The following is an 11682-nucleotide window of genomic DNA, read 5'->3' as shown; positions in this document are numbered from 1 at the left end:
TGCCACTTAAAGCTTGTGCTCTGCGCAAAAGCACAATTCTCTAAAGAAATAGGAGCGGGGCAGGTAGCACTACGGCGGCAAAACGCATGAAATCTCTCACCTAAGTAAACATTGCTATGCAGCACATACAGGAAAGAATGACCGGTGTAAGTTGTGTTTGTTATGGGGCGGCTCTGTTGGGTCTTGGCGTTCAGCAGTTCCTGACCGGCGCTTACCCCGAAGGCCTCATGCCCGTACCGGCTGGCCTCAACTGGACGGTTTATGGAGTAGGAGCCTTATTCACTACTATCGCGGCCTGCCTTCTGATAGGTAAAGGAGTGCGGGCAGCGGCTAGCGCGGCGGCCTTGGCGTTCGGAGTTGCTTTCGTGGTATTACACCTGCCCAGGCTAGGCTTTACGATAACCCAATCCGTAGCCTGGACCCCGGCCTTCGAGGTAGTGGCGTTAGGGGCAGGTGCTTTGATGCTGAGTCTGCGGCCAACTCGGGAGCCGCATTCCTTCCCGCAAATGCGGACTAACTACTGGGTCATCTTTAGAACCGGCCAAGTGCTGTTAGCAGTGGCGCTTCTCGTGTTTGGCACGCTGCATTTTCTCTTTGCGCAATTCGTTGCCACGCTTGTGCCTGCTTGGATTCCGGGGCCCTTGTTTTGGGCTTACTTCGTGGGACTTGCCTTTGTAACCGCTGGCCTGAGTCTGCTACTGAATCGTCAGGTGTGGCTATCTGCTCGTTTGCTGGCGCTCATGTTTGGCCTGTGGGTGTTGCTGGTGCACGCACCACGCGTAGCAACCAACCCCGGCACGCCAGCTGAATGGACCAGTCTGCTAGTGGCTCTGGCTATGTGCGGTACAGCAGCCGGAGTAGCCAGCTGGTCGCGGATTGTGCGCGCCGACATGAACCGGCCAGCCGAAGCAGGTACTTCGCTCGTCAGCGTGACCGAGTGAGCACCACTTTTCTTCTGCTAGCGCTATTAAGTCAAAAATTCCTTGCTAGATCGATGCTTACTCAGTCGTCACTAGAACCGTGCGTAGATGTGTTCAGAACCAGCATTTGCTCTGAAGCGCAAGCGACTGTGGTGCTAAATCGATTGCGTCAACACTTTCCTACTTATTATATCACCCTCGACTTGGATGATTGCGACCGTGTACTCCGGCTTGAGGCCCTTGTAGCTACTGAGGAGCCAGTGTGTACTGGTGTGATTCAACAGCTAGTTGAGGACCTTGATGTTGAGGTTGAAGCACTACCTGATTGATGTTTTACTACTGAGCTTGTTTCGGTTAAAAGGCGTGTTTTGACAAGACAAAGCAATAAGGTATAAGGGTAAGAAGGTATAAAAATATTGTTAGGAGGGAGGTAGCACAAAAAGCCAATCCGGGGTCGTCATCAGAGGTATAATTTGGTAAAAAATTTATTCATTTTTCTGCTTTTTTATACCATTTAAACTGCTGTACACTCTCCAGCACCAGCCAAACGGCTTACATCTACGTCAACAACTATACGGCACCGATGTAGAAGGCAGTTCACCGCGCTCGACTACGCGAAAGCCAGCGCCACCTTTACCACCGGCGGCGGCAACACCAGCGCCGAGATAGGGCTCTGGAAAACCACGGGTACCAGCGACGCCTGGGTGGATGCCTTTGTGGTAATGGAAGGCGCCAGCGCCGGCCGCTCGGCCTTAGCCACTCGCCAGTCTGCCGCCGCCGCGCGGATTAGTCTGTCTCCAAATCCTGCCCACGGCGCGGTCGGTATCCGCTCCGACGTGGCCTGGACCGAGTTGCGCATTACAGACCTCAACGGCCGCGAAATAGCACGTGACACAAGCCTGGCACCGTAAGTGCGCCTGCACCTGCCCAAGGTGCCAGCCGGCCTCTACCTCGTTCATCTGCAAACCAGCCAAGGCTCGCTCACCCAGAAGCTGGTTGTGGAGTAACCTGATTTGCTCGGTAGTACCAACGTGATTGATTTCTCCCTGGCTCCTAGTTGATGGGGCCAGGGAGTTTGCGCATCAACTCGAAACGCCAACTCAGCGCGGACTATATCTACCCAAAGATCTACTCACAACTCCTTCGCTATAATAATATTCCGCTACTCACTCCACCTGGTCTGGGGCCTGCTGCTTGTCCTGCTGACCTTATTTTCAAGCCCAAGCTCAGGAAGAATTTGTGGGGCCGTTTCCGTCGTGGAAAAACGCGAAAACTGACTTTGGCGCAGTAGGCGACGGGGTAACCGACGACACCAACGCCATCCAGGCGGCCCTGACAGCTCTGCGCGACGTGCAGAACAACACCTTGTCTTGGTTAAAAATTTGGTACAAAGGTTAATCGGGCCGGCCGATTGAGGCTCTCACGGGAAGGCAAAAGGGGCCTCGACATTGAAGCGGAGCGAGTCTTTCAGCGCTTCGTTGGAGAAGTCAAACTCGCCGTGCAGGGTGATGTGTTGTCAACTTCCGGGCTAGCTGGCGGCGATGGCGTGGGCCACGGCTTCCCCTGTGGCCGCCGATGGCTCTTTTAAGTAGTGGTTTTTTATATATTTATGCGCCGGCTCAGCAAAGCGGGCCGGCGCGTGGGCTCTTATCCTGGCACCTTCGCTCCCTACCCTTTGCCGCGGCACCAACCGATGCAAACCGTGCATACCAGGTCCGTATTGCCAAAACCCAACCCAGTTTCTGGTTGCGGCAAAGTAGGAATGTTGGGCGCCTTAACCACACCAAAAGGCATGAAATACACACGCTGGATACGTCTGGTTGCCCTTTCCCTCACGGCCTGCACCGGGCAAAGCGAAGAACAAAACGCGGCGGGCAATTCGCCGAACGCGAAATATGCTGCCACAATAAAGGCCCAGGCCAGGGCCATGACGGAAAGCTTGTACTTAAAACATGATTTTGACGGCTATGTCGGCTACACGAACCCTAAGATGATTGCGCTTTTGGGCGGAAAGCAACAGCTCATACAGGCTTTAAAAAAAGAAGCCGAGGGCCTTTCGACCGAAGACGCCGCGAAATATTTTACCTGGTCCTTCAGTGAGCCATCCAAAATTGTTCGCTTTCATGACGAGCTTCAATGCACCTTGCTTGACAGCGCGAAAGCCGCATTTGCAGATGGTAAGGGCGGTGTCCAGGTGTCCCTGCTCTTCGCGACTTCTACTGACAACGGCAAAAACTGGACGTTTATTCAACGGCCGGATACCAGCATCGCGGCCCTAAGAAGAGCAGTGCCTGGGGTGGTAAGCGATGAAGTAACGGGGCCCAGGGCGGCGAACTGAGCGGTACGGGAACAAGCGAGAAAGCGGTTGGCTCTGGGAGACACCTACTACAAGTAGATTATTCCAGAATAAAATTCTCGTCCCCATTGGGCTGGTCTTTGTGGTGGTTCAGGTACGCTTCCACTAGCTCGTCCGTGCTGTTACCCACGCTCCAGGCACCATCGCCAATGCCCCAAAAATGACCACCCCAGTACCGACGCTTCAACTCGGGGAACTCTTGTAGCAGCCACTTCGCACGGCGCCCTTTCTGCCGCCGCCGCAACGCGCTCAGCGCCAGCGAAGGCGGATACGAGACATGCAAAGGAAGATGGTCCTTGCTTACTACCCCTTGCACAAGGCGTACATCCACGGCATTACACGTGTGACGCAACAAGTCCCGGCAGCGCAGTTGTACATCGCCCGTCAGCACCTGATAGCCGTAGTTGGTGCTCCACACCAAGTGCACTTCTAGCTTGTGAACCGAATGGCTGCCTGTGCGCGGCTTCATCTTACAAAGCTACCGAGCGCCTAGAAATGAGTAGCACCTAAAGGCTTGCCCTAAAGGGCATAGCGTTAACTAGCGTGCTTGAAAAGTAAACGCAGCTCTCTAGAAGCGTTGCGTGACTTGACAGCCTGCATTCGCTTGAGTTAACTCACTACATAGCGTATGGGCACTATCAGCGAATAAGCTGCTTTTCTGATTGGTTATTCGAGCAGACGGCCCGAGCGCACACAGCGCGAGCCGTACGTTGGTGCGCTTACAAATGCTAGGGCTGGCCAGTGCAAGTCAGCAACTGCCACGGATATCAATTAAATTTCAACCACTATCCTAATTATAGTTTAATAAAAAGAGGACTAAGCTACTATAAAATATAATCTGATATTTCTTTCGTTTGCATCATGAGACTTACTTATCCCTGCGCAGGAACAACAGCCACGTGCGATTTTGGTATCGGTTCCAAATCCGCAGATATACCACTTCCAAGCAGTCAGCAAGTTTTCATCAACTCAGCTTTATCCAACCCGTCGTTGTCGCCCGCGGTGAGCAATACCGGCATAGACACCTTAGCAACATTAGAATCACCGCGGTCAAATGGCACGCCTGCGAAATCAATTATCTGTTTTGCAAACTTTCTCCCCCTGGTTTTGACTTATGTCACCTTCCGGTGGTCGTCCATGCGCACCGAAAGGCGGCAGCTGCCAAGGCTACCCGATTAACATTTAAACCAAACTTTTAACTAAGGCCCGTAGGGTCTGCATGCCCCTGCGGCTTCACTCGTAGTCTTTGTACCTGTTTCGGCGCTTACTTAAGGCCTCGACAAACACGTAACACACGAGCGCAATCAACCCGGACAGCACCGACCAAACCGTGTACGTGTGTTTTGGAGCGTCCTCCCCCTCTTCAGACGGAGTCGTGATAGCTATATAGAGCAGCGCAAAGACGGGTAACAGTATGATAAACAGGGCTAATAAAATTTTCATGCACCTAAAATACATAAAAATCCCGTTACCCCAATATTTATTAAGCCTCCCGCACCAAGAAGGGAAGGCCGTGGGGTAGGGGCTGATACTGTGAGGAGAAGTGGATGCCAGCATGATGTGGGGCATCTATAGAGCGTGGTTGATATCCGTGGCTCGCACGAAAACGTACCAGGGACTTACCAACTTCTTTGCGCTATGTCAAACATTCTGAATCGTCGCAACTACTTGATATGGGAGCACGTGGGCTTACTAAAGCTCAAAGACGCCTACGACCTTATCGACCCAGTGGCCAACCAGCACCTGGGCTACGTGGTAGAAACCACCTCAACCTGGATTCTGTGGCTGCGCCTGTTACTGGGTAAAGCCCGCACGCCCATCCGCATTGAGGTGCGCGACTTGATCGGCAACACGCCGCTGTTGCGCATCGAGCGGGGTTGGACGTTCTGGCGCTCCACCGTACGCATCTTTGATACCCAGGATCAGCTCCTAGGCACTTTGGAAAGCAAGCTATTCACCATTGGTGGAGGCTTCCACGTGTACAATGCCCACGGCGCCCGAGTGGCCGAAGTGCGCGGCAAATGGCACGGCTGGAACTTCAAGTTTTTGAGCGCCACAGGCCAGGAAATCGGGCGGGTTGGCAAGAAGTGGGCGGGGTTCGCCAAGGAGCTGTTTACCTCCGCCAATAACTACCTCATTACCATTCAGGACCTAGGTGCGGAGCAGCCGCTCTACGGCGCCTTGCTGCTGGCCGCCGGGCTGGCCATCGACTTCGTATACAACGAACCCCGTAGCCAAGCCACCGGCGCCACCGACTGGGACACCGGCGCGGCCGGTGCGGGAGCAGGCGTAGGAGTTGGTGTCGGGACTTATTGAGGCTCTCGTTGATGCTCTCGGCTTCGTGCGTGCACAAGGAAACCTCAGACTTTGAACAGGAGTCGCTCACTAAAAGCACTGCTTAGAAACACAGAAGCTCCAACCATTGGGTTGGAGCTTCTTTTTTGACCACACAAAACAGCCAAGATGTGGAACGAGTAGCACGGAAATCCGCTCCGCGCACCAGCCGTAGGCGAGTATCCGGTATCACGCCACTTGCCTCAACGCGTAGAAATTCGCTTCGCTCGTCGCGGAATTCATTCTCACATTTCAACGTCGCGGCGCTAGGTGGAATAGCTAAACCACGTGACGAGTAAGAACAATAAACTGAGCTGGCAGCTCTCGTGCGTACTTATGCTGTCGTGCCGTATTGGATGATGGGGGATGATCCACGGACACATTAGCCGCCATCGGCACTATTCTCCACTCACAAAATAGTGTCCTTGCTCTAAATCGGGAAGGAGAGCCGGCTGCGTAGGATGCCAGCCCAATTGTTGCTGCGTGAGCGTGCTGGAGGCTGGACTATCGAGGCTGAGGAAATAGGCGAGCCAGCCGAAATGGTTGGGAGCTTCTTCAGCAGATTTGGAAACCACTGGCAGGCTCAAATGACGGCCAATCACCTCGGCGATGTCGCGGACTGCCACGCCCTGCTCGGCAATACCGTGATAGCGAGTTCCCGCCGCGCCCTGCTCCAGCGCCAACCGGAAGAGCCGGGCCGCGTCGAGTCGGTGCACCGCCGGCCAACGGTTAAGTCCATCACCAATGTAGGCCGACACACCTTGTTGCCGGGCAATACCGATGAGGGCCGGCACGAAGCCGTGGTCGCCGGTACCGTGTACCGACGGTGGTAGGCGCAGCACCGACGAACGCACTCCCTGCGCCGCCAGTGCCAACACTGTCTCTTCCGATGGGACGCGGGGCGCTCCGGCAGAGGTAGGATCAGCCGCATCGGCTTCCGTGGCGAGGCGGCCCGGCGGGAGTAGCGCGGTTCCGGAGGTAATGACGAAAGGACGGTCCGAGCCGACGAGTGCCGCTCCAATGGCTTCCACTGCTCGCCGGTCCGTCTCGCCGGCACCGGCATAGTCGGAGAAGTCGTGCACGAAGGCCGTGTGAATGACGCCATCCGAAGCCGCCGCGCCGCGCTGTAAGCTCTCCAGGTCGTCGAGGGAGCCTCGGTGCACTTCGGCCCCTGCCGCCAGGAGCGCCTGGGCTGCCGCTTCGGAGCGGGCGAGGCCAAGCACTTGATGGCCGGCACCGAGTAATTCCTGTACAATGGCGGAGCCGATGAAGCCCGTTGCGCCGGTTAAGAAAACACGCATGTCTTGGTCCTTTATGGAGTGTTAGGTACGCCACAAAGGTGCTGCAAGTAAGGCGCGGCCGAGTTGCGCAGGTCAAACCATCTGCTGCATAATTCAAACAACGGCTCTAGACCCGAAAGGCGCCAGGGGATAGGCCCGTCTGGCGCTTGAAGAAATTACAGAAGTGAGCCACGTCGGTGAACCCTAGGCAATCGGTGATTTCGGAGATGTTCCAGTTGGTTTGCTTGAGCAATATCTTGGCTTCCTGCGCTACCCGGCTGCCAATCAGCGCGGTGGTTGTGTGGCCGGTGGTTTCCTTAAGGACCCGATTGAGGTGATTGACGTGCACGGCCAGCTGGTCGGCGTAGTCTTTGGCCGTACGCAGCCGTAACTGCTGCTTCGGAGTATCGAAGGGGAATTGCCGTTCCAGCAGTTCAACAAACAAGGCCGTTACTCTGGCCGAGGCATTGTGGGAAGGAGCCAATACTTGGGCCGGTTGGAGCTTCTGCCCAAAGTGAATCAACTCCATTAGGTAGGCGCGCAGCAGATCGTACTTGTATGTATAGCTCGATGTGATTTCCTGCGTCATCTTCTGAAAAATCGCCTCTATTATCCCGTATTCGGCGTCCGTTACTTCTAGTACTGGCGAGCCGGCCGGCTGAAAAACCGGCAGGTCTTCCAGCACTATTCCACTCTTAGCGGGCAGCAAAAATTCGTCGCTGAAAATGCAGAAGTAGCCTTGCTGGTTCAGATCGTGGGGCTGCCAGCGGTAAGGCACCCGCGGCGTGACAAACCACAAGGCGTTACGTTCAACATCCGTTGCTCGGTCAGCGTTCTCAACCCGACTGCGGCCACGAATCAAACTGATTTTATAGAAGGCCCGCCGGTCAAAAGCCATCGGTGGCCGGTCGCGGTAGCCCGCCATCAGGTCGGCCACATTGAAAACGTTGAAATGCCCGACTTCCCGCTGGACGTTCGATGGCCGTAGTATACCAGACCGGGCCTCAGCCGCGGGCGTGAATTTGGAATAAAACTCTTCGAGCGAGTTCGGCTTCATGATGGTGGGTTGTAAAAATCAAAGGTAACATATCTAGTATAGTCTGTTTGCTGACTCAGCCACATCGGCAACCGCACACGGGTTCGGGTTCTGCCAAAAACAGCAACGCCCGCCTGAAATACCGGACGAGCGTTGCCATCTGAGCGCCGCAGCTACTCGCACTCTAGTGCGTACTGCCTTTTGCTGACATCGAATTGGGCTTACACGCCTTCCACGGTCCGGAGCTCCACAATGTCGGTTTGCATGAAGGGGTGCAGAGGGAGCGAGTGCAGCAGCTCGTGGAGCTCGGTTTCGCTGGCCACATTGAACACCAGCCAGCCCCGCTGACGGTCGGCCGAGAGGAAGAGGCTCTCGATTACGCCCGCGCGCCGCAACTCGCCCACGCGGGCTTGTTCGGCGGGTACCAACTGACCAAGGGCGGCCCGGTCTACTTCGGGCGGATAATGAAAGCTGATCATGTACTGCATGTTCTTCAGAAAAGGTTAGGGTGTATGATTAAAAGGAAAAACGGTTTCAACTGTCCGGGTTGAGGCTATTTCAAAGCTTTTTTCAGATAAGCCGCCGTTTCGTCGATGGCTTGGCGGCCAGCGGCGAGGGCGCCGGCCATCTGGAAGAAGCCGTGAATCATGCCCGGGTAGCGAGTGTGCTGCACGGCTACGCCGGCAGTGCGCAGGCGCTGAGCGTAGGCTTCGCCTTCGTCGCGTTGCGGGTCGTACTCGCCAGTGAGTACCAGGGCCGGGGGCAGTTTGGCCAGGCTCTCGGCGTAGAAAGGTGAGGCGTAGGGTTGCTTCACGTCGGCGCCGTTGGGCAGGTACATGCCGATGGCGGCCAGCTTTCCTTCGCGGGTGATGATGGGACTATTGCTGGTGGCAAAAGCCTGCCAGGAAGGGGTGCTTTCCGTTAGATCGGTATCGGGGTAAATAAGCACTTGCGCCCGCAGCGATGGGCCGCTTTGGTCACGGGCTTTCAGGACTACCACGGCCGCCAGGTCGCCGCCGGCGCTGTCGCCGCCCACGGCTACGCGGCTGGCATCGGCTCCTATTTCGGCGGCGTGCTCGGCCACCCATTTTGTGGCGGCGTAGGCATCATCGGGCGCGGCCGGAAAGGGAGCTTCGGGAGCCAGCCGGTACGCCACCGACACCACCAAGCAGCCGGCGCGGTTGGCCACGGCCCGCAGTGGCGCGTCGTGGGTGTCGAGGTCGCCGGCAATGAAGCCGCCACCGTGGAAGTACACTAGCACGGGCAGTTTAGCAGTTTTGGCCGCGCCTGCGGGCGTGTAGATACGCACCGGGATGGGCCCGGACGGCCCGGGCACGGTGCGGTTTACCACCCGCTCCACTTTCTCGGGTGGGCCCGCCAGCGGAATTACGGCGCGGTAACCGGCCCGCCCGGCGGCCAGTTGCTCGGCGGGGCTGAGCGGCTTCGCCGGCTTGGGCGCGGCCGCTGCCTGCTTGTTAATTTGCTCCAGCAGCGCCCGGGCTTGTGGGTGCAAACCGGTTGTGGAAGTTGCGGCGGTTTGCGGCTGGACGGCTTGTGCCGGCGTTTGGGCCCAGCTTGGGGTGCCGGCGCCAGCTACTGTCACGGCACTAAGGCCGCAGCAAAGAAGGGTGAGACTACGCATGTATCAGCTTTTGCAGTGAGTTCAGGTTTGATTAAACAGCCGCGAATCATAAGTTACCGACTCACGAATGGCCGGGTCAGCATTTGTATCACGCCCCGCCTAGCTTTACCTCTCGGCTTCGCGCACCGCAGTGGCTTCCTCCCCGAAAAAGGCCAGTAGCTGCCGGACGACTTCGGCTGGCTGTTCTTCGGCTACAAAGTGCCCGCAATTCTTCAGCACACCACCGCGCACATCGGAGCCAGCGGCTTGGAAGGCTTGCAGTGTGGCGTCGCCGAAGCTGCCATCGCCGCCGAGGGCCAGCACGGGCATGGGCAGCTTGCGCTGCATCAGCTGCTGGTTGTCGGCCGCGTCGGTGGCAGTGGCGCGGTAGTACTCGAAGGCGGCGTGCATGCTGCCGGGCCGCGAGTACGTGCGCACGTACTCGTCCAGGTCGGCAGGAGTCAGGGCCTGCTTGTTGACCAGAAACGTGTCGAAGAGATAGGACAGGTACACCCGCTCCCGGCCGGCTACCAGTTCCTCGGGCAACTCAGGCACCTGGTGAAAGCCTTGGAACCAGGCACGGGCGCCAAACTGCCGCTCCACCAACTCCTTGACTACGGGCAACGGCAGCAAGCCGGCTGGCAAACACTCCATGGCCACCACCCGGCGCACGGCCTCGGGGTAGGTGGCCGCCAGAGCATACGCTACCGAGCCGCCAAAGTCATGACCGACGAGCAGGAACCGGTCGTGGCCTAGCTGGCGCACTAGGCCATACACGTCGGCAGCTAGGGTTTTCTTGTCGTAGCCGCTGGGCGTGACTTGCGAGTCGCCTAGGCCGCGCAGGTCGGGGGCCAGCACGGTGTAGTGTTCCGCCAGCGCCGGCAGCACGTGGCGCCACTCGTGCGAAGTCATCGGAAAGCCGTGCAGCAGTACCACCAAATCGCCTTTCCCATGTAGCAAATAGCTTAGCTGCACGTCCTCAACAGTAGCCGTCCGGCGCGTTATTTCCATTGTCTTCTTGCTAGTTGAAGTGATTTTGGAGCCGTTTCGTCTAGGACAAATGCCCACCGACAACGAAATCAAGAATAGTACGCTTCCGGCAAGCCTAAGGCACCATGCTCACGATATCATACACCGTAGGCCCGGCCTCCAGGATCAAGTGCCGGTACCGCGCGAGGTGAGCTAGAAACTCTGGGTTGGCGTGCAGGGCATCCAGGCCTTCAGTGCTTTCCCACTGCACGTAGTTCACCATGTGGTGCCGGTCGCGGCTCTGGTGCAGGGTGGCCGACACGAAGCCGGGCTGTTTGGGAACGACTTCCTGCAGCGAAATCGTCATCAGCCGCACCAACTCGTCCTGATTTTCGGGCGCTACTTTGATGTGGTTGATTTGGGTGACAAATGAAGCGTTGGCGTCAATCGTGGGCATGGTAAAGGAGGAAAGAAACGAGTGAACCAAGGAAGAGACTTAGGCTGAATGTTGCGCCCAAATGAGAACCGAGCAGCAGCCATATCGCCGAACCTGTTTTTACGGGCCTGCTACCACCGGCAGCTTATGCGTTTATACTAGCTTCCCACTCGCAACCAGCGCCTTTACTGCTTCAACAGTGTGTTCAACGGCAGCTTGAAGTTGGGGAATCCTCTGCTCGCCTAGTAGCCGTTCTTGATCAGAGTTTTCGGCCACCCCAACAAAACGCAAGGTGAAGCTGAACGTGAGCTTCAGGGTTGGACCTTCGCCTTCAATTACGTTATCGACCGCGCCGGAATCTTCGGCATCAATTTGTTGGAACGACACCAAAGTAGGCGGTTCGAATGTGACGTCTTCGCGGATCAGACGACCCTGAAACACAACATCTCGCAGTAGACGGTTTGGGCTTCTTTCCAAGATGGTGCTCGACTCCATACCGGCCACGAACGAGGTCGGATCTTCGGCTTTAAGCACCAAACCTTGCCACAGCTGTTGGCGAGTCAGCTGGGGTTGGCTTTGCGGCGGGTTGACGGCAACGGTATGCGAAAAGTGGTACATGGCAAAGCTGGTTGAGTGACAGAACCAAACAAAGCAACTGCTACAAAGGCTTTTTAAGTACAACCTCGGAATTAGCTATTCATTGAGGATCGACTTCCCTAAATCTGGCGGC

Annotated in this window: 14 protein-coding genes; 6 read left to right on the top strand and 8 right to left on the bottom strand. The window is 56.7% G+C overall.

Annotated features, from left to right (window positions below):
* The first annotated feature begins 227 nt into the window (after positions 1-227).
* The 5 genes from ACYSMN_RS10890 to ACYSMN_RS10870 all read left to right on the top strand — a co-directional run bounded on the left by ACYSMN_RS10890 (position 228) and on the right by ACYSMN_RS10870 (position 3258).
* Positions 228-941, top strand: a complete 714-nt coding sequence (locus tag ACYSMN_RS10890) for a DoxX family protein (protein WP_488923906.1) — start codon at positions 228-230, stop codon at positions 939-941.
* Between the two features lie 701 nt (positions 942-1642).
* Positions 1643-1831: a hypothetical protein gene (locus ACYSMN_RS10885; RefSeq protein WP_488923905.1), complete on the top strand. Its 189-nt coding sequence runs from the start codon at positions 1643-1645 to the stop codon at positions 1829-1831.
* A complete protein-coding gene (locus ACYSMN_RS10880) occupies positions 1832-1927 on the top strand; it encodes a T9SS type A sorting domain-containing protein (protein ID WP_488923904.1) in 96 nt (31 codons plus the stop codon).
* 232 nt (positions 1928-2159) lie between these two features.
* Positions 2160-2318, top strand: a complete 159-nt coding sequence (locus ACYSMN_RS10875) for a glycosyl hydrolase family 28-related protein (protein WP_488923903.1) — start codon at positions 2160-2162, stop codon at positions 2316-2318.
* 394 nt (positions 2319-2712) lie between these two features.
* Entirely contained in the window at positions 2713-3258 is a 546-nt protein-coding gene (locus ACYSMN_RS10870) for a hypothetical protein (RefSeq protein ID WP_488923902.1), read from the top strand.
* 58 nt (positions 3259-3316) lie between these two features.
* Here ACYSMN_RS10870 and tnpA read toward each other — a convergent pair whose 3' ends face one another.
* Positions 3317-3745, bottom strand: a complete 429-nt coding sequence (tnpA, locus tag ACYSMN_RS10865; RefSeq protein ID WP_488923901.1) for an IS200/IS605 family transposase — start codon at positions 3743-3745, stop codon at positions 3317-3319.
* Between the two features lie 1109 nt (positions 3746-4854).
* On the opposite strand from tnpA, the gene ACYSMN_RS10860 reads away from it, so the two are divergent.
* Positions 4855-5592, top strand: a complete 738-nt coding sequence (locus ACYSMN_RS10860; RefSeq protein ID WP_488923900.1) for an LURP-one-related family protein — start codon at positions 4855-4857, stop codon at positions 5590-5592.
* 416 nt (positions 5593-6008) lie between these two features.
* On the opposite strand, the gene ACYSMN_RS10855 is transcribed toward ACYSMN_RS10860, so the two are convergent.
* The 7 genes from ACYSMN_RS10855 to ACYSMN_RS10825 all read right to left on the bottom strand — a co-directional run bounded on the left by ACYSMN_RS10855 (position 6009) and on the right by ACYSMN_RS10825 (position 11570).
* Positions 6009-6911 (bottom strand): SDR family oxidoreductase, encoded by a 903-nt coding sequence (locus ACYSMN_RS10855; protein ID WP_488923899.1) that lies wholly within the window; start codon positions 6909-6911, stop codon positions 6009-6011.
* Positions 6912-7017: 106 nt separating this feature from the next.
* The gene (locus ACYSMN_RS10850; protein ID WP_488923898.1) at positions 7018-7947 is read right to left on the bottom strand and encodes a helix-turn-helix domain-containing protein; all 930 of its coding nucleotides are present in this window, start codon (positions 7945-7947) and stop codon (positions 7018-7020) included.
* Positions 7948-8147: 200 nt separating this feature from the next.
* A complete protein-coding gene (locus tag ACYSMN_RS10845; protein ID WP_488923897.1) occupies positions 8148-8414 on the bottom strand; it encodes a muconolactone Delta-isomerase family protein in 267 nt (88 codons plus the stop codon).
* Between the two features lie 65 nt (positions 8415-8479).
* Positions 8480-9568: an alpha/beta hydrolase gene (locus ACYSMN_RS10840; protein WP_488923896.1), complete on the bottom strand. Its 1089-nt coding sequence runs from the start codon at positions 9566-9568 to the stop codon at positions 8480-8482.
* A 105-nt stretch (positions 9569-9673) separates the two neighbouring features.
* Complete coding sequence (locus ACYSMN_RS10835) at positions 9674-10558, bottom strand: alpha/beta fold hydrolase (RefSeq protein ID WP_488923895.1); 885 nt, start codon at positions 10556-10558, stop codon at positions 9674-9676.
* A 94-nt stretch (positions 10559-10652) separates the two neighbouring features.
* Positions 10653-10973 carry an antibiotic biosynthesis monooxygenase family protein gene (locus ACYSMN_RS10830; protein WP_488923894.1) on the bottom strand — a complete coding sequence of 107 codons (321 nt, stop codon included), beginning with the start codon at positions 10971-10973 and terminating at the stop codon, positions 10653-10655.
* A gap of 132 nt (positions 10974-11105) precedes the next feature.
* Positions 11106-11570, bottom strand: coding sequence for an SRPBCC family protein (locus ACYSMN_RS10825; protein ID WP_488923893.1), 465 nt, complete (start codon positions 11568-11570; stop codon positions 11106-11108).
* Between the last annotated feature and the right edge of the window lie 112 nt (positions 11571-11682).

This window comes from Hymenobacter sp. M1-2, assembly GCF_057808495.1.
Note: the sequence above shows the minus strand (reverse complement) of the source record. Positions and strands in the feature narration are given on the sequence as shown.